This is a genomic window from Nocardioides massiliensis, assembly GCF_030811215.1.
Lineage (GTDB): Bacteria > Actinomycetota > Actinomycetes > Propionibacteriales > Nocardioidaceae > Nocardioides_A > Nocardioides_A massiliensis.
In genome coordinates, this window is sequence record NZ_JAUSQM010000001.1 from 237321 (window position 1) to 256575 (window position 19255).

Below are 19255 nucleotides of genomic sequence, written 5' to 3' on the forward strand. Positions count from 1 at the left end.
GCAAGGAGGGCCGGGACCACCAGGTCCCGGCCCTCCTGTCACGTCGTGGTGCGTGACCTCAGCTGGCGTTGAGGTCCACGTCGCACTCGTCCTTGGCGTGCTCGGAGATGGTGTCCGCCGCCTCCTGGACCTCGTCGCCGCTCAGGTTCTGCAGCTTCTCCCCGAGCTCGGTGAGCTGCTCCTCGGTGACGCCCTCGGGCAGCTGGCCCGTGGAGAGCTCACCCAGGTCGGAGAACTCCAGGCCGGCCTCGTCGAGCGCGTCGTCGATGGCCTCCATCTGCTTGTCGAGGACCTGCCACTCGTCCTTGACCTCGTCGGGCGCGTCGTCGGCGAGGTCGCTGATGGCGTCGAAGGCCTTCTCCATGGAGTCGGCGTCGGTGCCGGTGAGGCTGCCCAGCTCGTCGACGGTCGCCTCGAGGTCGTTGCAGTAGGCGTCGGTGCTGTTGCCGCAGCCGGTGACCAGGCTCGCGGACAGGGCGAGGGCAGCGAGCCCGACAGCCTTCTTGGTGATCTTCATGGGTGTGGTGGCTCCTTGCGATCGCTTCCCCGTGACAAATCCGCGGGCTCCTGCGCCCGCCGGCGCAGTCTTTCACAGCGGGCTACCGCAAGGCCTGCGGTGCCCTTGTGCAAGTTCGCCCCAAGGTGGCCGATCCGGACAGTGGCGTTCCCTACGCTGCTGTCATGACCCGAGGTTCGCGCGCGCGGTTGGCCGTCGTGCCGGCAGTCCTGCTCGCCCTGGTGGCGACCCTGCTCGTCGCCGGGACCGCCACCACGCAGGCAGCACCGGCAGGGAAGATCACCGGCCAGATCCGCGCGGCCGGCTCCGGCCAGGGGGTCAGCAAGCTGCAGGTCTCGCTGTTCGACCGGCACTGGAACTTCATCCGCAAGCGGAAGGCCAACAGCTCCGGGATCTACTCGTTCGGGCCCATGCGTCCGGGCGTCTACTGGATCCAGGTCAACGACCGGCGCCCCAACTACGACGTCTCCAAGGTCGCCACGACGCAGGCCAAGGTGCGGGTCCGGGGCGGCAGGACCACGATCCGCCACATCCGCGTCCGCCGCGGCGCCGCGATCACCGGCACGGTGCGCGCGGGTGGCCGCGCCGCGCCGCACGCCCGGGTCGTCGCGATCAATCAGCACGGCGGGACCTACGAGGTCCGCGCCAACGAGCGCGGCGAGTTCGCCCTCGGGGGCCTCAGCGCCGCCAGCTACTCGGTCTTCGGCTACGACCGCGCAAAGCAGTTCACCGGCGCCAGCACGTGGGTGCCGAAGCTCGAGCCCGGCAGGATCGTCAACACCACGGTCCGGCTCGACACGCGCGCCGGCGGTCTCGTCGTCGATCTGTACGCCGGCCGCGAGCCGCTGCGAGCCCGCGTCTGGGTCACGGCAGTGAACCGTCGCACGGGCCAGTACTGGGTCGCCCGCTCGAACCGCGGCCAGGTCACCCTCGCCGGACTGCATCCCGGCCGCTACCGGATCTCCGTGCCGGGCGCCGGCAACTTCCTCTCGCGCACCGGCAACGTCGGCAAGGTCCACGAGGGCAAGTTCCGCTTCACCAGCTTCCGCCTCAACCGACGCGGCGGCTGGTTCACCGGGACGGCGCTCGACGCGTCCAACGGCACGGGGCTCAAGGGTGTCACCGTCAGCGTCTACGACAGCGCCGGGTCGCTGCGCGCCCAGCGCAAGACCGACAGTCAGGGCGACTTCCGCGTCGGCGGGTCGTTCGGCAACGAGAAGCAGCTGACGGTCGTCCTCGAGGTCCCGTCCGGGGTCAAGGGCCAGAAGTACCGCAAGGTCACGATCAGCGGCATCCGTTCGGTGGCCGGGCGCGGGATCTCCCTCGGGGAGATCCTCATGACGCGCAACGGGAAGTTCTAAAGGCGCCTCAGTCGATCGTGAACAGGTCGCCGTGCTCGTCGATGCGGGCCAGTACCTCGGTGCAGTCCAGCTGCTCGAGGGCCAGCGGGTCCTCCGCACCGTCCTCCACCTCGGCCCACGTGCGCGGGGCCGCGACCATCGGCCGCTCCCGTCCCCGCAGGGAGTACGGCGACACGGTGGTCTTGGCCGGCGCGTTCTGTGACCAGTCGAGGAAGACCTTGCCCGGCCGCTTCGCCTTCGTCATCTGCGCCGTCACCAGGTCCTTGTGGTCGCGCATCAGCCCCTCGGCTACCTGTTTGGCCAGCTCACTGACCTGCTTGCCGTTGCGCTTGCCCCCGCGCCCCGAGCCCGCCTGGGGCAGTCCGGCGTACAGGTGCAGGCCCTTGCTCCCGCTGGTCACCGGCACGCAGGCCAGGCCCAGGTCCTCGAGCCGCTCGCGCACGAGCAGCGCCACCTGCGCGCACTCGGGCAGGCCGGCCGGGTCACCGGGGTCGAGGTCGATGACGAGCCGGTCGGGATTGGTCGGCTGGCCGTTGCGCCCGACGGTCCACTGGTGCACGTGCAGCTCGAGGGACGCGAGATTCACCAGGTAGGTGAGCGACGCCAGCCCGTCGATCACGGGGAAGGTGATCGTGTCGCTGGATCCTCCGCGCGAGCCGCTGGAGGGCACGGTGGCCGAGCGCAGCCAGGTCGGGGCGCCCGAGGGCAGGTTCTTCTCGAAGAACGAGCCCTTGGCGGTGCCGTTGGGCCAGCGGATGCGGGTCACCGCCCGGTCGGCGAGGTGCGGCAGCAGCACGGGCGCGACCTGGGCGTAGTAGTGCAGCACCTCGCCCTTCGTCGTACCGGTGCTGGGATACATGACCTTGTCGAGGTTGCTGATCCGCAGGGTGCGGCCGTCGACCTCGACGTGCACCTCACTGCTCTGCGGACTCATGGTCGATCAGCTCCTCGGGGTCCAGGTCGGGACGCGGACCGACGTACGCCGGCTGTCGCAGCCGCCCGCCCCCGGTCGTCCCCAGCGCCGCGATGTCCACCACCAGGCTCGGACGGCACCACCGCGCGCCCGTTGCGTCCACCCGCGGGACCTCGTCGACGAACGGATTGGTCGCGTCCTCCAAGGGCGCGAGCAGCTCGGCCAGCCGGGCCGCCGCCTTCCCGGCGATGCCGGACCCGACGCGCCCGCGGTAGCGCAGGCCGTGGGCGGTCGGCTCCCCCACCAGCAGCGCGCCCAACCGGTCGCCGACGCCCTTCTCGGGTCGCCACCCGCCCACGACGTAGGACGCCCGGGCGCGGTGGGGGTACTTCAACCAGTCCTTGCTGCGGTGGTCGAAGCGGTAGGTGGAGTCGCGGTGCTTGCTGACGATGCCCTCGAGGCCCTGCGCGCGGGTGGCCTCGAGCAGCATCTGCCCGTCGTCGTACGCCGGAGCCACGTGCACGGACACCCCGGCCTCGTCGAGTGCGAGCTCCTCCAGGTGGGCACGGCGGTCCACCAGCGGCCGCCCGGTGAGGTCGTCGTCCGCCAGTCGGAGCAGGTCGAAGGCCATGAAGGTGACGGGATTGTGCACGGCGAGCCGCTCGGCCCGGGCTGCGTCGCGCACGTGCATCCGGTCGGCCAACCGGGCGAACGAGGGTCTGCCGTCGTCGAACGCCACGACCTCACCGTCGAGCAGGGTGCCGACGGGCAGCACGTCGGCGAGTCCGTGGACCTCCGGATAGGCGGCGGTGATGGCGTTCTCGTTGCGCGAGGTCATGACCAGACCGCGGGCGGTCACCTCGATCAGAGCGCGTACGCCGTCCCACTTGACCTCGTGCAACCACGCGCTGCCGGTCGGCGGCGCGGGAAACACCCGGTCCCCGCGGGTGGCGAGCATGGGGCGCATGGGGCCATCCTGACAGGGGAAGGGTGGCGACGGGCTGGTCTCGACTCCGCTCGACCGTCAACGGGCGGCTCGACACGGAACGAAGGAGTGCAGATGCGGGCGATCTGGAAGGGCGCGGTGTCCTTCGGGCTGGTCAGCGTCCCCGTGAAGCTCTACGCGGCGACGGAGAACAAGGACATCTCCTTCCGCCAGGTGCACGCCAAGGACGGCGGGCGGATCCGCTACCAGCGCGTCTGCAGCCTCGACGGCGAGGAGGTCGCCTACGCCGACATCGCCAAGGGCTACGAGACCGAGGACGGGCAGATGGTCGTCCTCGACGACGACGACCTGGCCGAGCTGCCGTCGGTGAGCAGCCGCGAGATCACGGTCGAGAAGTTCGTGCCCAGCGACCAGATCGACCCGATGCTGTTCGAGAAGTCCTACTACCTCGAGCCCGACAAGGCAGCGGCCAAGCCCTACTCCCTGCTGCGCGAGGCACTCGTCGAGTCCGACCGGATGGCGCTGGTGACCGTCGCGCTGCGCAACCGCACCTCGCTGGCCGTGCTGCGCGTGCGCGACGACGTGATCGTGCTGCAGACCATGATGTGGCCCGACGAGATCCGCGTCCCCGACTTCAGCGTCGACTCCGGCGAGGAGGCCCGGCCGCAGGAGGTCAAGATGGCGACGATGCTGGTCGAGACCCTCGCCGGCGACTTCGACGCGACGGAGTTCGAGGACGACTACCGCGAGGCGGTCGAGGAGCTCGTGCGCGCCAAGGTCGAGGGCGGCGAGGTCAAGCGCTCCCCCGAGGCGCCCAAGAGCGGTGGCGAGGTCGTCGACCTGCTGGCGGCGCTGCAGCGCAGCGTCGACGCGGCCAAGTCCGCCCGCGGGGAGAAGGCGAGCGACGACAGTTCGGGCGACGACTCCGGCGAGGGCTCCGGGAGCGAGAAGCCCGCCAAGAAGACGGCAGCGAAGAAGAGCTCCGCGAAGAAGACCGCGACCAAGAAGGCGCCCGCCAAGAAGAGCGCGACGAAGAAGACCGCCGCCAAGAAGGCGACGGCGAAGAAGGCCAGCTGACCTCTCGATCGACGTCCGGGTGCCATGATGCCCGGCGTGATCGCGATCATCGGTGCCGGCCCGTCCGGACTCGCCGCCGCCCGCAACCTGCAGCGCGCGGGGCTGGCGTGGGAGGGCTTCGAGCTAGCCGCCGACGTCGGCGGGCTGTGGGACATCGACGCCCCGCGCTCGACGGTCTATGAGTCGGCCCACCTCATCTCCTCGCGCACGACCACGGAGTTCACCGAGTTCCCCATGCGCGACTCGGTCGCGGACTACCCGAGCCACCGCGAGCTGCACGCCTACTTCCGCGACTTCGCCGACCACTTCGGCCTGCGGACGGGGTTCCGGTTCGGCACGGAGGTCACCCGGGTGGAGCCGGCCGCGGGTCGTTGGTCGGTGACCCGCGTCGGGCCGGACGGTGAGCGGACCTCGACGTACGACGGGGTGATCGTGGCCAACGGCACCCTGAGTGAGCCGAACATGCCGACGCTGCCGGGCAGCTTCGACGGGGAGCTGATCCACACCTCGGCGTACAAGCACGCGAGCGTCTTCGCCGGCAAGCGAGTGCTGATCGTGGGCGCCGGCAACTCCGGGTGCGACATCGCCGTCGACGCCGTGCACCACGCCGCGTCGGTCGACATCAGCGTGCGGCGCGGCTACCACTTCGTGCCGAAGTACGTCTTCGGCAAGCCCGCAGACACGCTCAACCAGGGGCGTCCGCTGCCCGCGCGCATCAAGCAGGCCATCGACAGCCGCGTCCTGAAGCTCTTCACCGGAGACCCCGTGCGCTATGGGTTCCCGAAGCCGGACCACAAGATCTACGAGTCCCACCCGATCGTGAACTCGATGATCCTCTATCACCTCGGCCACGGGGACCTGCGCGTCATGAAGGACGTGGAGCGGCTCGACGGTGACGGCGTGCGCTTCGTCGACGGCACCCGCGAGACCTACGACCTCGTGGTGCTGGCGACCGGCTACCGGCTGCACTACCCGTTCCTCGACCCTGCCCACCTGAACTGGGACGGCCGCACCGGCGCTCCCGACCTCTACCTCAACATCTTCGGCGCTCCCGGCCTCTTCGTGCTCGGGATGATCGAGGCCAGCGGGATCGGCTGGCAGGGCAGGTACGAGCAGGCCGAGCTGGTGGCGGCGTACCTCCGCGCGCTGGAGGCCGATCCCGCTGCCGCCGCGGCGTTCGAGCAGCGGATGCGCGGGCCGCGACCGGACCTGTCGGGCGGTTATCGCTACCTGGGCCTCGATCGCATGGCCTACTACGTCAAGACGACAGCGAAGGGTCTTCACTGATAGTTGTCAAGGTCGTGACCTCTGTGTAGCGTGACACCTATCAACACATAGGTCTCACTGAGGAGTGTCACGATGCACCAGGCTCTATCGGATGCGATTGACGACTACCAGCGGTGGCGGAAGTCGCAACAGATCAGCAAACAGACCATCGCCAACGAAGCGTCGATCTTGCGACGCTTCCTGTCCGTCAACGGCAACATCCAGTGCCGGCAGATCAGCGAAGTGCATGTCACTAGACACATGGAGGATGCGTCGAAGACGCGATCCACCGACTCGTTGAAGCTGGACCACACGGTGTTGACCACGTTCTTCAAGTGGATGCGCCACACCAAACGGCTTCCCACAGACCGTGACCCGATGTTCGGTCGGCGCACACCGAAGACGATCCGTAAAGAACGCAACCGACTGCACGTCTCTGCGTTCCCGCTGCTGCTGGACACTGCCGAGAAGAAGACGCCACGCAACCGGGCCCTGGTTGCGTTGATGCTCTACACGCTGCTGCGTGACCAAGACATCGCAGACCTGCGGATCAGAGACCTGGACATGAACGCCGGCTACCTCATGTGTCGCATCAAGAAGACGAAGCTGGAAGACAGGATGCCGGTGTCGCTTGAACTGGACACCGAGATGCGGCAGTGGCTCACCGCCTACACCAAGGCGGTCGGTGTGTTGCAGCCGCACTACTACCTGATCCCTCGCCTCGCACCCACGCCTATGCGTGGTGCGGACGGCATGTTCACCGAAGTGTTGCTGACTCCACAGCCGGAGCTTCCGTTGTCGCGGGGAACCCGCGTCATCCAGGGCATCTTGCAGGGGGCGGGGTTCCCGATCACTGACAGTCACGGCAACACAGCCCGGGAAGGGTGCCACACGCTGCGCCGTTCAGGCGCACGCGCTCTGTTCGATCAGCTGGTCGCAGACGGCTACGACGGGGCACTAAGAGTGGTTCAAGCCATGTTGCACCATTCGTCCGTCGAGCAGACCGAGAGGTACATCGGGATCACGGCTGACCGACGCACTAGAGACGACTTATTGAAGGGCAAGCAGATGTATCGTCTCGGCAGCGGGGATGGGGTGGTTTCTCTAGTGAGGTGAGCGTGGTACGAACAGTTGTCCGGGAGGTGGTGACTGTGTGTGACAGTTGCGGCTCCAACGGTGCGGTGACGCGCCGCACGATTGGTTTGGTCGAAGCCAAGCGACGGTTCACTGTCGACTTGTGTAGCGACTGCCACGCCAGCAAACCGCTGGCTGACATCGAGTCCCTAGCCACCGTCGGCCCCAACGGACGGATGGTGGTGAAGAAACCTGTGTTGACCAACGCAGAACTGAAACGACTGCAAAAGAAAACCGCCCCCGAGTAGAGGGCGGTTCTTCTTTGTCCTCTATCTGAGGACTGCCTTGTGGTGCGGGACCACCGCACGCACCCCGGTGTCGATGTCTTCCCATGCCAGTGGCGGTATCCAGCCCTGCCGCCTGGCGTGGCTACGCACCTGGCCCACCTTCGGGCCGGTGGGCACCTTCATGTGCAGCTCGCGGTACACGTCGATGATCCAGCGTGCCTTCGACTTCCACATCACCCCGTCTATCGGGGTGTCCAGTGTCTCCTGGACTGAGGTTTTGGTGCGCCCTGCGTGCGCTGCGATAGCGCGAGTGGACCAGCCAAGGGCCTGGAGGGATTGCAGGCGCCGCACGTACGGTGCGGCGGGGGTGGAGAACTCGTAGCCTCTAGCCCGCAACCCTTGGTAGCGGGCGTTCTTCAGTTTCACTGCTTTTCTGCATGGCGGGCAAGGGCAACCCCACTGCACGTTCCACTTGGGTGGGTGTGTGTCGTGGTCAGTCACTGTCACCCCACCCTGCAAGCCCAGCGCGCAGAGCGGTGGTGGGGTCGGGGAGGGAGCGGAGCCGTCCGACCATCGCGGCGCTCGCGGCCAGGGTGGAGCCGATCAGGAACGCATGGGTCGGCTCCCCGGGCTTCGGCCCAACGTCTTCGCCAAGCCATGCGAGCACGTCGGCCATGCCGTGTCGCACGATGCGGCGGGCGTCGGTCCCGGGGCTGGGGTAGGTCGGCAGGTGCGGGGACTCGATGACGGTGATGCCGAACAGGGCCATCACTCGCCTCCCTGCTCGCGGAGACGGGCGGCACGGGCGCGGAGGAAGTCACGCGTGGCGTTCTCGGCCAGGTGGCACGAGGTCGAGACGCGACCAGCAGGCGACGGGTCGTAGTACGCGCTCAGGTCCACGCTGGCGGCCGCTTCCTCCAGCGCCTCCGCTGCCCCCTCGGCCTTGGCGGCGGCGAGGTGGGCGTCCGGGGTGCGGGAGTAGCCAGCGGCAAGTACGGCATCGGCGGTGCGCTCAACCGGCGCGATGTCGGTGCCGATGTGGTCGGCCATCGGCGTCATCACGAGCACGTCGATCAGCGCCTCCCGCTCGTCCGCGTCGGGCTCGGCCTTCTTCTGCCCGTCCAGTCGCTTCCTTGCGTCGCTCCGCATCACGCAGCCACCACCCGGTCACGCACGCCACGAACAGGCGCGCAACCCACACAGTGGAACGTGCCGTCCACACTCAGGCGACTCGTGGTCGAGTCGTTCGGGTCCAGCTTCTCCCCATGCTTGCAGTGCGACGGGATCGAATGCGGCAGGTATTCGATGATGCGTTGCCGGGGAGTCATCCCGGCACGCACCCCCTCCACCATCAGCGGCATCGTCTCCACTTCTTTAGCGAGCTGGAGGCAACGGTCCATCACCGGGCAGCCGGCGCACAGGGCGGCTGCGTCTGTTTCGGACAAGTCTCGGCGGTCGAACAGTGCCCACTTGCCGACACACTTCGCTTTCGCCATCCACATGGGTGCAGCGGGCAGTGTTGCGGGCGGGTTGTGCGGGTCCAGGCGGGGGATCGGGTTTCGCAGTGTCGCCATGATGTTTCAACCTTCGCTTTCTCTGTTACCTGTCAATATGGGGCCGGCCAGAGGCCGGGGGTTAGTCGAACAGCCAGCCGATCAGGCCGATGAGTACGAACGCGATGAACAGCAAACCCAGCAGCGAATCCATGTCAGTTGTCCTCGCCGTCGAGGGCGTGGCGGAGATCAGCGGCGTGATCGGCGTCGATGAACTTCGACACCTCGTTGCTGTTCGCCATCCACTCGTCAGCCAGCGCCCGCGCGGCGGCGACCTGGGCTTCGGCAGCCTGGGCTCGCTCGGCGTTCTCGATGGCGATTCGCTTGAACTCCATCGCCTTGCCGAAGAACGCATCCCGCTCCGCCTCCACGCTCGCCACGTGCCCGAATCCGGCAGCGGCGAGGGCTTGGGCGACGTGGGCGCGGTGCCACTCGGCGGCGGCCGTGACCTCGACCTCTTGGATCACGTCGATCGGTCCGGCCGCGTAGTGGTCGCCGCATTCGCAGGCGTAGACCATCTGGTCGCTTGCCGACCACATCCAGCCGGGCGGGTCGTCGTGCTCGGCCAGCACCTCGGCCATGCTCGGTGTCTCGGTCATCGCTCAATCTCCGATCAGGGTGTCGATGTGGCGGACAGCCGCAGCGATAGCGGTGCCTGCCTTGTCAATGTCGCCCTTGCCTAGAGCAAGCATGGCGGTTTCCAGCTCGTTCTGTGCCCTGATGAGGGCGAGAGTTTCACGGTGGGTCATGTCCATGTCCTTTCGGTTGCTGTTTCTGCAACCCCCCGACCCGGCGAACAACGGGGAGTCAGTAGCCGTCTATGGCTACTGCGTGTCCATCCGGGCCGGAGGCAACGGAAACAGTCACCTCCCTCTCAGGGTGTCTAGTTGTTGGTTGTCACATTCGGGCACGGATGAACGCTTCCAGCGTTCCCAGTGCCCTGGTGATGCCGGCGTGCTGGTCTGGCCCCAGCTCCCACGCGGAGTCCAGGACTTCCGCTGTGGGGTTGCCCTTCTCGTACTTCCGCACGTCTTCCTGTAGCCATTCAAGGACCGCGAGCGCGTCCAGTGCGCCGCGCCCTTCTACAGACTTCTGCCATTCGTCAAGCTTCTCTGCGGGACTCATGCTCGACCGCCTCCATTCTCGATGAGTTCGCGGTGCCAATCCGCGTGCAGGCCAGGGGACGTGGTGAGCAGGCGGCACGACCTGCACTCGTAGAGGCTCACGGCCAGATGGTCCCGGTCCATGAGTTCCATGTCGCTAAACGGGAGACCGGAGTAGCCGACTGAAAAATACGGCTCGTAGGTGCTGGTCACGACGCCGCCCCGTACATGCGGCGGTGGCGCTCCTCGAAGTCGCTGTCCCAGTGCAGGTCCGGCCCATCGTGGCCGCGAACGTAACCCTCTGCGATCTGGGCCGCAACGCCGCGAACGTAGTCCGCCATGCTGTCGAGGTCCCAGTCATCGTGAACGGTGATCTTGATTTCCATTGCTCTCTCCTTCATCCAACGATTCCGTGTGAACCTTTAGCCAGCATCAGCAGCACGTAACTGCCGAAGATCAGTGCCGTCCAGGTGCCCGCGCCGATGCGCTCTCGGGTGCTCATTGCTTGCGCCCTTCCAGCAAGGCGCGCAATGCAGGCGACATAGCCGCACCTGTCAGCGAATCACCCAGGTCGCGCAGCGGCATCCCGTCGTGCCGGTGCCCGTCGAGACGTTCCACGGCCTCCGCAACAAGCCACAACAGCGAACGCAGATCGTCCGGCGTGTCAGCGTCGGGCCCGCCGTGCAGGTGCTCCCGCACGGCGCCGTAGGCGTCCTCTAGTGCGCTCACTGTCCGATCACCTCGAAACCCATCAGCTCGAACGTGTGGCGGGGACTGTGGTCGTCGTGACCACACCAGCGGCCCACCCACAACCCGCCAGACTGTGCCTGTGCGGTGAGTGAGTGTGTGGCGCGCTTGTGGCAGTCGCCGCTTGAACAGAAAAGTGTGTCCATGTCAGGCACCTACCGCGTAGCGCCGGAAGTAGACTTCCTGCCGCGCCTCTAGCATCAGCTCGGCAGCGACGACCCGGGCGTACGGGTCAGCGCCAGGACCATCCGGGTAACCGTCCGGTCCCAGGTCGATAGACCCGAGCGACCCCAGGCGCTCGCCGTCCTCGTCCTCCAGGACCGCCCACCACTGGCCATAATCGGTGTGCTCGCGCTCCACGTCGTCATCCCACATCGGGTCGGGGTCGACCTCCCACCGAACCGACCAGCCGAACGCCTCGCCGGTAACCTCGGCCATTGCGAGGGCGTGGGCGCAACGCTTGCGCCCCTCCTCGGCGGTCTCGAAACCGGGCCGGTAGGAGTAGCCGGCGTGCTCGTAGAAAAACGCTTCACGTTCTGCAAGCTTGCTCATCGCTCGTCTCCCAACGTGCGAGGGAAACCCTTTTGGTTTCCCGTGGTGCCCCGGCCAGGTCGTGAACCTGACACCCGCCTAAAGCGGGTCACCGGGGCGGATAGATCAGTGGGACCGGAACACGTAGACGCCGGTCTCGTAGCGGTCGGGCGTGTCCACCGTCCACCGCTCCGTGAAGTGGTCGTGCGCCAGGTCGCGGGCGTAAGCCTCATAATCGAAGTAGCAGTGGCTCCACAGCTTCGCCTGCTCGCCCGTCAGGGAGCGGTGACGGTAGTCAGCGGTTTCGGCGTCCAGCATCTCGCCGGCGCACTCGTCCGCGTACTCGCGGAACGATGCCCACGACCCCGCGTAGGCGTCCTCGAAGCTCTCTCGGGTCGGCTTGTCCCACTCGGCGGGGAAGTCCTCACCGACGTACTCACACCACGCGCGTACGGCGTCCACCGAGTACCCATCGGCCTCGATTGCCTCGCACGTCTCGGCGATAGCCTGCGCGGTGGCCGGCGAGCACTCGCCCTTGATCGGCAAACCCTCGTGATCCATGACCCACAGCTCCTCGTGCGGCGAGTCCCACCCGTCACCGTTGATGACGTTGCCGGCGGCATCCACGCGGATATCGCCCGTGTGCAGCTGCTCCGTGGTCACTTCGCCGGCCTCGATAGCCGGGAACCAGTCGCCCACCAGGCGACCATCGTTGTAGCAAGCCAGGCAGCCGATCCAAACCCGGCGCTCCATCTGTGCGTTCATGGTCACGTCTCCCAACGTGTAGTGATCGAACCTGATTGGTTTTGATCCCCAACCCCTCCCACCGACCACCCCAGCCGATGAGAGAGACAAGAAACCCTTTCCATGTGTGCTGTTGTGGTGTTGCTTGACAAGTACCAGCGTGAGGCTTGCTGTGTTACCTGTCAACTAGGTTGACGGTAAAGGTTCAGCTGTCCGGGGCGACCACCTCCCGGGAGACGCGGTTCCGGTGTCCACGAAAGACCGAGAACACGGGCCGACCGGCCAACCCGCCCGTTGCGTGCCTGCCGCACGCATATGCGGGGGTGTCCATGCCATGCCAGATGGTCACGAGGTCATCGGAGCACGCGCCCACCGACACGGACTCTGTGCCGTTCTCGACAATGGCCGTGAAGAAACCTTCGCGCCCGCTGTCGTCGCGGTCGTAGGTGGCGTCACAACGCACGCCCGACGCAATAGCGGGGGCCCTCATGCCGACACCACCGCGCGGAAACCCCAACGCGTCTCACACCACGTAGCGGCGGCACTGATAGCCACCTCGTTGTGCGGGCAGTCAGCGGGCACCCACCACGTAATGGTGGTGCCCTCCTCAGCGTAAACGTTTCGGTTCATGTCCGTCTCCCAACGGTCGGCGTGAACTTGACAACCACCAATCTGGGGTACGCGTCGGCATCTGTCAAGCACCTAGCCAAAGATTCTTTGGGTGATCCTGACTCACACGGGACGCGCTGGGACAGCGAACACGGACACAGGGGAGGAACGGTGCCACTAGCACCGTTGCGCCCGTCTACCGAATGGGTGCCCAGGGACGCTCACGCACACCAAAGCGTGAAGCGTCAAGCATCCCCGCCGGCGGTCAGCTGACATGTCTATGTCTACCTGATCAGTAGACACTGCCGAAGCGCTCCGCTTCCCCTGCCCCCCTCGCTGTGGATGGCGAACACGTGTGTACGTGGAAGCCAGTAGGCAGCAAGTCTGACAGAGTTATGTCAACCTGACGCGAAGGTGTCACAAGTCCTGGGCATAGCCCACATAGGGGAGTGAATCGGTGCCGCCCATAGGCACCGTGTGTACCAATGCTGGGCTAGTTGCACGGTGGTCAGGCAGTAGGGCATGAGGGGGTGGGGGCACCCCCTCGCGGTCGAGCTGGGTGGGGGTGGGGGTGTCCGTTTCGTCCACCTATGACCCCCCAGTGTTTAATCGCCGGCCCCCTCTCCCCCTCTCTATCACCGAACATACGTTCGTGGCTGAATGGCGTTGTGGGGACACTGGTGGTGTCCCATATGTCCGTATCGCATGTTGAGATACTACGCTGTGTAGTATGTTACCGGGAAAGTTTTTTAGGGCCTCTGACCTGCAAGGATGCATGTTACCGGAAAAAACTTTGGACCCAGTTTTTGCAGGGGGGTATCAGCAGGGGGTTATATATAGTGAGAGAGGGTTTAGAGAAGGACGAGCGAAGCGAGGACTTCGAGAAACCCGAACGAACCAGCTGAACAGTAGGGCCGCACAGCAGTGCGGCCCACAGAGAGACAGGTCCACTAAGACCTGTCTCTAACTGTTACTGCTACAGAACGGAACGACGCTTCAAGGCGTCGTTCCTACGGTGCGCGTAAGCGCGAGGCAGGGAAGCTTTGGAGCTTCCCCAAGTTGTCAGCCTCGGACTACGAACACGACAGTGTTCGTACCCCGCAGGGACACCCTCCGGTGTCCCCGTGAAGGTCCCCTCTAGGGGACGCCGGACAGGGGCAGTCACCTGCCCCAAATCCTCAGCCAAGGATCGCACCGAACGAAAGTTCGGTGCTCTGTCGCGCCTGCGCGAGATGGAGGTCGGGCTTGTTGGAAGACGACCTCACCGAGCCGGACACGCTCCAGGATGCGATCCGGGGCGCTGTCGATCAGTGGTGCATCCGCAACGGCGGGATGGCGTTGGCGTTGATCGCTGCTGTCGACCTGATCGACCCCGACGGGGTTCCGTTGCTGTCGGTCACCCAGATGCCCGACCAGTTGACTCATCGGTCGATGGGGCTGACCGCGTATCTGACCGAGTGGTACCGCGACGACGCAAGCACCGAGATGGTGACCGCCGCTTACGGCGTGTGGGAGGACGACGACTGATGCCGCAAGGTGGGATGAACGGGCCGGGCCGGCGTGAACGCAAGCCCCGCCCGAAGGCCCGCCTTCAACGGGAGCCGGCGAAAGACAAGCTCGTAGAGCTGGTCCAGGACGGCATGACGATCAGTGGGGCCTGCGAGCGTATCGGGTACGCCCGCAAAACGTACGAGCAGTGGCGTCGAGACGACGAGCGGTTCCGGGATCGTGTCGACCAGGCCCGCCAGCTTCAGGTGGGCAAACGCTCCGACGAGGAGCGTGGGGAACGGCTCGGGTTCGCCGAGTGGCGAAAGAAGTACCTCGGGATCACCACTCCGTGGCACCAGTTGCAGTGGGTGGACATCTTGGAGGGCCGCGAACCCCGCGACCTCCATCCTTCCCAGGAATATCAAAAAGGCCGAGCCAATCGCATATTACTGAATTGCCCACCATTTCATGGAAAGTCAATTGCGCTTACAGTTGACTATTCCGTTTATCGTTTATGCATGAATCCGTCTTTTCGGATTCTGATTATCTCGGCGGGCTCCAGCCTGGCGAACGACTTCGTGTACGGCATCAAGCAGCGCCTCACCTCCCCAGAGTTCCTGGAGCTCCAGAAGGCGTATGCCCCCGACGGTGGCTGGGAGGCCACGTCGGAGTCTTGGACCGAATCACGCATCGTGTTCGGGACGAAGGTCCGTGCCGAAGGTGACGGCGCCTCCCACGAGAAGGACGCCAACGTGTTGGCGCTCGGTATGCGCTCGAAGGTCTATGGCCGGCGAGCGGACCTGATCTTCGTGGATGACGGCGTGGACGGCACGAACGTCGCGGAGTACGCCAAGCAGATGAAGTGGCTGCGCCGGGAGGTGGAGTCCCGCCTGGAGGCAGGCGGAAAGCTGGTGCTGGTCGGCACCCGCATCGCCCCGGTGGACTTGTACTCCGAGTTGATGAAGCCGGAGAACTACGCCAACCAGAAGGTCCCGTGGACGCACCTGGCGTCCCCGGCGATCCTCGAAGAAGGCAGCACCCCCACAGAGCACAAGACGCTGTGGCCGTACGCCGACATGCCGTGGGTGTCATCCGGTGAGGATGACGACACCTGCCTGTGCGAGAACACCAAGGAGTGTTCGGCGGGTGTCGAGGTCGGCGGCCACACGATGTACCCCCGCTGGGACGGGGTGCATCTGGAGATGGGCCCCAGGGCGTCGAACAACAACACCGACTGGGCGCTGATTTACCAGCAGAAGTCGGTGGCCGAGGACGCCACTTTCCCGGAGCACGCGGTGCAACGGTGCATCAACGGGGCCCGCTACTGCGGCCCGCTGCACGCCGACAAGGTGGGCCACCCTTACGGGGGGATGCACAACAAGTACGTGATCGCCGGCCTGGACCCTGCTGTGAAGGGCCACGCCGCGATCATCGTCGGTGCGGTAGACCGCGAGACGAACAAGCGGTACATCATGCACGCCTGGAACCTGAAGGCGCCCACCGGCAAGCAGCTCAAAGACAAGATGAAGGAAGTCACCCAGGAGTTCGGGGTGGACGAGTGGCGCGTCGAGAAGACGGGCCTGCTCCAGTTCTTCACCCAGGACGCTGAGCTGCGTCAGTGGTTCACCACCCGAGGGATTCGGTTCACCGAACACCTCACCGGCTGTGTCCCCACCGACGTGGAGATTCTGACCCGGGACGGGTGGAAGTCCCATGACCGGCTCTCGCCGGGCGAGGACGTGCTTACGCACAACGGATGGGAGCCGGTCGAGCACGTCAACGTGATCGACGCGCCCGAGAAGGTGTACCGGGTCGACTCGCAGAACCTTGCGTGTGACTTCACGCCCGAGCACCGCCACCTCGTGCGGTGGTCTGGCAACTCGCGGTCAGAGGAGCGGTTCGTCTCGACCGATGAGCTGAAGTCGAACACGGCCATCCGCCTCGCCCTGGACGCGGAGGACGACGGTTCGGAACGCGGAGATTTCGCCGCGATCCTTGGCTGGTACCTCAGCGAAGGGGCCGAGCGGAAGTCTGGCCTCTACATCCACCAGTCCCCCGCTGCGAACCCCGAGAAGTGGGCCCAAATCAAGGGGCACCTCGACTCGCTCGGTTGGCGCTACACGATCCACAACAACGGCGCCGGGGTTGACTCGTTCTACATCCCGAGCGGCCAGGACGCGCAACTGCGCGAGTGGGCCCCGGGGAAGCGCGTCGATGTTCGGCGTATCGCAGCGTTCACTTTTGGTGAACGCGACGCATTTATGAACGCGATGCTGCTGGGCGACGGATGCGGGGAGGTCTTCTTCTCGACCGACCTCGACAAGATCGAGGCGTTCGAGATGGCAGCCATCCTCAACGGCTACACCGTGCGGCGCTTCGAGCATGAGAACGGCAACGGCAGGTTCAAGAAGAACAAGACCTGCTGGGGTGTGCGGCGCAAGATCAAGAGGTACGCCCACGTCGCCATGCCGAACCGGCCCCTGCTTGAACTGGTTGAGGGCGAGGGGCAGATGTGGTGCCCCGCGACCCCATCCGGGACTTGGGTCGCTCGCAGCAAGGGCCGCTCGTTCGTCACCGGCAACAGCAATAAATGGGACCCGACTTTCGGCATCTCATCGTTCGCCCCACTGTTCGGTGAATACGACAAGGCGTGGGACAACCCGGCTGGTGAGTGGCGGGAGATCACTCCCCCGCTCATCGAGCTGCCCAGGCCGAACCTGGATGGCGTCAAGACGCTCATCCATCAACTCGTCACCTGGACCCCCGAGCTTGACCCGAACAAGGTGCCCTGCGACCTCGTGATGGCGTTGTGGTTCTTCGAGGTGGGTGCTCGGGAGTATCTGGGCGTCGGCAAGGGCCGCGCCTCCAATGTGGTCGCCCTCGGGCGGTCCAACCGATTCGTCTCCCCTCGAAGTGCGAAGAACCGTTCAGTAGTGAACTTCGCGGACTACCGGGGTGGAGGATTCTAGAGGTGGTCGCCAGTGTCTGATCTTTCCCGCATCACTGGGCGCGTACAGGTTGTTCGGGCGCGCAACGTGTCCCGTGACCGTGAGTACGCGAAGCTGATCGCCATTCGCCAGGGCGACTACGAGAAGGTCGCTCCCGGCCTGTTCAACACCGAGGAGTTCGACCGCCCGCTGGTGGCGAACCTCATCGACACCACGGCCCGGGACATCGCTGAGACGATGGCCCCGGTGCCGACGGTGAACTGCAACGCAGCCACATTGTCGAACGCCTCTGAGGTGACTCGGCAGAGCAAGCGCAACGCGATAGCCAACTCCTATATCCAGAAGTCTCGGCTTCAAGACCAGATGTTTGCTGGCGCTGACCGCTACGGGTCGTTCGGGTTCATGGCTTACATCATCGACCCGGACACCGAGGAGCACGCTCCCCGCATCCGTGTCGGGGAACGCGCCACAGCGCACTACGTCAAAGACTATCGAGGCAACACCGCCGAGTATTTCGAGGTGTCGCGGATTCCGATAGACGAACTGATGCTGAAGTACCCGGATCACGCTGCACAGTTGGCGGCTCACCAGAAGCGCCACACTGAAGCCACCGAGGTTGAGGTGGTCGACTGGTACGACAAGGAGCGCAGGCTCCTGTTCGTGCTAGACCCGCAGATCGTGCTGGTGGACTTGCCTTCCCCGTTGCCGGGGAAGTGTCCGGTGCGGATCGTGGAGCGACCCACGATCACCGGGCAGGGCCCGCGTGGTCAGTTCGATGACGTTATCTGGGTGCAGGTCGCCCGGGCGTTGCTCCAGATGTACACGATGAGCGCCATTGAGCGTCAGGTGAACGCCCCGCTGGTCGTTCCGATGGACGTGAACGAGATGGAGATTGGCCCGTTCGCGGCCATCCAGACCGACGGGCAAGTCACCACCGTCCCGCTCCAGATCAGTCCGGCGTTGTTCCCTGAAGGCCAGGTGCTGGCCCAGGAGCAGCGGATGGGTTCCCGGTACCCCGAGGGGCGCACCGGTTCCATCGACGCCTCGGTCATCACCGGCCAAGGCATCCAAGCCTTGAACGGTGCGTTCGACACTCAGGTGGCGACGTTCCAGCGGCTCAACGCTTCGGCTATGGAAGATGTCATCTCGATGTGTTTCGAGATGGACGAGCATCTGTGGCCGGACTTGAAGAAGACGTTCTTCATCAGGGACAACGGTTCCCCGTTCAAGCTGGAGTATCAGGCTGGCAAGGACATCGCCGGGGACTACACCTGCGATGTCACCTATGGGGCCATCGCCGGACTGGACGCTAACCGGGGTCTCATCTTCATCCTCCAGGCCCTGGCTGGCGGGCTGGTGTCCAAGCAGACGGCACGCAAGACGTTGCCGGTGGACATCAACCCCTCCGAGGAGGAGCGGGCTATCGGCTTGGAGCAGATGGACGACTCCATCGCTGCGGCCTTGGCTGCGTTGCCGCAGGCGATCCCGCAGATGGCGATGGGTGGGATGGACCCGCGTGAGCTGGTCCAGCAGATCACCGAGATTCGCAAGCTTGTCGCTAACGGCAAGTCTCCTGCGGAGGCTGCGGAGAAGGTGTTCGCACCGAAGGAAGACCCGCAGGCTGAGGCGCCTGCGCCGGACCCTCTGGCTGAGGCTCAGGCTGGCGGCGCTGGCCTGCCTGGCGCTGGCGGTGGTGGCGCTTCAGACATGCTGATGATGCTTGCCGGGGTCGGCGCCGGAGGCGACCCGAACATGTCCGCGAACGTGAGTCGCATGATCCCGATGTAAGGCGTCGCCTTACCTTCACCCGAATAAAGGAGATGCCTTCAATGGCTGATTTCAAGACCAACAAGGGCGGCACCCAGTCTTCGTCCGCACTATCTGCTGAGCCGTGTGACGACAGCAAGACCCCAGTGACCGGCTTCGACCAGGCCCCGCTTGGGGCGGGTGCCGAGTTCGGCGCCCCGGGTCCGGGTGTCGGGAACACGCGCTCCGGGATCAAGTAGACCCCGACCCAGCACGACTTGCCCATTCCCGCTTAGGCGGGTTGCTACCGGCCTGTTGCCGGGTCCAGGCGGGCGCTAGACCCGG

Annotated in this window: 22 protein-coding genes; 8 read left to right on the forward strand and 14 right to left on the reverse strand. The window is 65.6% G+C overall.

The annotated features are described in order from the left end of the window. Positions 1-58 precede the first annotated feature (58 nt). Positions 59-517, reverse strand: a complete 459-nt coding sequence (locus J2S59_RS01300) for a hypothetical protein (protein ID WP_068120663.1) — start codon at positions 515-517, stop codon at positions 59-61. A gap of 164 nt (positions 518-681) precedes the next feature. Here J2S59_RS01300 and J2S59_RS01305 point away from each other — a divergent pair, with 164 nt between their 5' ends. Further along, the gene (locus J2S59_RS01305) at positions 682-1878 is read left to right on the forward strand and encodes a carboxypeptidase-like regulatory domain-containing protein (protein WP_181641938.1); all 1197 of its coding nucleotides are present in this window, start codon (positions 682-684) and stop codon (positions 1876-1878) included. A gap of 7 nt (positions 1879-1885) precedes the next feature. Here the strand turns inward: J2S59_RS01305 and ligD (J2S59_RS01310) are convergent, their stop codons facing one another. After that, positions 1886-2812, reverse strand: coding sequence for a non-homologous end-joining DNA ligase (gene ligD, locus J2S59_RS01310; protein WP_068120667.1), 927 nt, complete (start codon positions 2810-2812; stop codon positions 1886-1888). Then, positions 2793-3758: a non-homologous end-joining DNA ligase gene (gene ligD, locus J2S59_RS01315; RefSeq protein ID WP_068120670.1), complete on the reverse strand. Its 966-nt coding sequence runs from the start codon at positions 3756-3758 to the stop codon at positions 2793-2795. The genes ligD (J2S59_RS01310) and ligD (J2S59_RS01315) overlap by 20 nt, the downstream gene beginning before the upstream one ends. A 93-nt stretch (positions 3759-3851) precedes the next feature. Between ligD (J2S59_RS01315) and ku the strand changes: the two genes are divergently transcribed. From ku to J2S59_RS01335, 4 genes are all read left to right on the forward strand, one after another. After that, positions 3852-4814: a non-homologous end joining protein Ku gene (gene ku, locus J2S59_RS01320; protein WP_068120672.1), complete on the forward strand. Its 963-nt coding sequence runs from the start codon at positions 3852-3854 to the stop codon at positions 4812-4814. Positions 4815-4850: 36 nt separating this feature from the next. After that, entirely contained in the window at positions 4851-6101 is a 1251-nt protein-coding gene (locus J2S59_RS01325) for a flavin-containing monooxygenase (protein ID WP_220138436.1), read from the forward strand. Between the two features lie 72 nt (positions 6102-6173). Continuing rightward, entirely contained in the window at positions 6174-7196 is a 1023-nt protein-coding gene (locus J2S59_RS01330) for a tyrosine-type recombinase/integrase (protein ID WP_068120675.1), read from the forward strand. After that, positions 7193-7462, forward strand: a complete 270-nt coding sequence (locus tag J2S59_RS01335) for a hypothetical protein (RefSeq protein WP_220138437.1) — start codon at positions 7193-7195, stop codon at positions 7460-7462. The genes J2S59_RS01330 and J2S59_RS01335 overlap by 4 nt, the downstream gene beginning before the upstream one ends. A gap of 21 nt (positions 7463-7483) precedes the next feature. On the opposite strand, the gene J2S59_RS01340 is transcribed toward J2S59_RS01335, so the two are convergent. The 11 genes from J2S59_RS01340 to J2S59_RS01390 all read right to left on the reverse strand — a co-directional run bounded on the left by J2S59_RS01340 (position 7484) and on the right by J2S59_RS01390 (position 12140). Continuing rightward, positions 7484-7867 carry a hypothetical protein gene (locus J2S59_RS01340; protein ID WP_306824733.1) on the reverse strand — a complete coding sequence of 128 codons (384 nt, stop codon included), beginning with the start codon at positions 7865-7867 and terminating at the stop codon, positions 7484-7486. A gap of 67 nt (positions 7868-7934) precedes the next feature. After that, positions 7935-8210 (reverse strand): hypothetical protein, encoded by a 276-nt coding sequence (locus J2S59_RS01345; protein WP_068116882.1) that lies wholly within the window; start codon positions 8208-8210, stop codon positions 7935-7937. Further along, positions 8210-8593, reverse strand: coding sequence for a hypothetical protein (locus J2S59_RS01350; RefSeq protein ID WP_068116881.1), 384 nt, complete (start codon positions 8591-8593; stop codon positions 8210-8212). The genes J2S59_RS01345 and J2S59_RS01350 overlap by 1 nt, the downstream gene beginning before the upstream one ends. After that, the gene (locus J2S59_RS01355) at positions 8590-9015 is read right to left on the reverse strand and encodes a WhiB family transcriptional regulator (RefSeq protein ID WP_181641488.1); all 426 of its coding nucleotides are present in this window, start codon (positions 9013-9015) and stop codon (positions 8590-8592) included. Before J2S59_RS01355 ends, J2S59_RS01350 begins: the two co-directional genes overlap by 4 nt. 134 nt (positions 9016-9149) lie before the next feature. Further along, positions 9150-9593 carry a hypothetical protein gene (locus J2S59_RS01360; RefSeq protein WP_068116877.1) on the reverse strand — a complete coding sequence of 148 codons (444 nt, stop codon included), beginning with the start codon at positions 9591-9593 and terminating at the stop codon, positions 9150-9152. 3 nt (positions 9594-9596) lie between these two features. Continuing rightward, positions 9597-9743, reverse strand: coding sequence for a hypothetical protein (locus J2S59_RS01365; protein WP_181641487.1), 147 nt, complete (start codon positions 9741-9743; stop codon positions 9597-9599). 148 nt (positions 9744-9891) lie between these two features. Further along, complete coding sequence (locus tag J2S59_RS01370) at positions 9892-10119, reverse strand: hypothetical protein (protein ID WP_068116871.1); 228 nt, start codon at positions 10117-10119, stop codon at positions 9892-9894. Positions 10120-10306: 187 nt separating this feature from the next. Next, a complete protein-coding gene (locus J2S59_RS01375; RefSeq protein WP_181641486.1) occupies positions 10307-10483 on the reverse strand; it encodes a hypothetical protein in 177 nt (58 codons plus the stop codon). Between the two features lie 112 nt (positions 10484-10595). Then, positions 10596-10826 carry a hypothetical protein gene (locus J2S59_RS01380; protein ID WP_068116867.1) on the reverse strand — a complete coding sequence of 77 codons (231 nt, stop codon included), beginning with the start codon at positions 10824-10826 and terminating at the stop codon, positions 10596-10598. A 165-nt stretch (positions 10827-10991) separates the two neighbouring features. Further along, positions 10992-11396: a hypothetical protein gene (locus J2S59_RS01385; protein ID WP_068116865.1), complete on the reverse strand. Its 405-nt coding sequence runs from the start codon at positions 11394-11396 to the stop codon at positions 10992-10994. A gap of 105 nt (positions 11397-11501) precedes the next feature. Then, complete coding sequence (locus J2S59_RS01390) at positions 11502-12140, reverse strand: antirestriction protein ArdA (RefSeq protein ID WP_246360083.1); 639 nt, start codon at positions 12138-12140, stop codon at positions 11502-11504. 1836 nt (positions 12141-13976) lie between these two features. Between J2S59_RS01390 and J2S59_RS01395 the strand changes: the two genes are divergently transcribed. From J2S59_RS01395 to J2S59_RS01405, 3 genes are read left to right on the forward strand one after another with little or no spacing between them, the layout of a single operon-like run. Beyond that, positions 13977-14255: a hypothetical protein gene (locus J2S59_RS01395; protein ID WP_181641485.1), complete on the forward strand. Its 279-nt coding sequence runs from the start codon at positions 13977-13979 to the stop codon at positions 14253-14255. Next, positions 14255-17185 carry a hypothetical protein gene (locus J2S59_RS01400; protein WP_306824734.1) on the forward strand — a complete coding sequence of 977 codons (2931 nt, stop codon included), beginning with the start codon at positions 14255-14257 and terminating at the stop codon, positions 17183-17185. Before J2S59_RS01395 ends, J2S59_RS01400 begins: the two co-directional genes overlap by 1 nt. 12 nt (positions 17186-17197) lie before the next feature. Further along, on the forward strand, positions 17198-18952 hold the full coding sequence (locus tag J2S59_RS01405; protein WP_181641483.1) for a hypothetical protein: 1755 nt from the start codon (positions 17198-17200) through the stop codon (positions 18950-18952). Positions 18953-19255 lie beyond the last annotated feature (303 nt).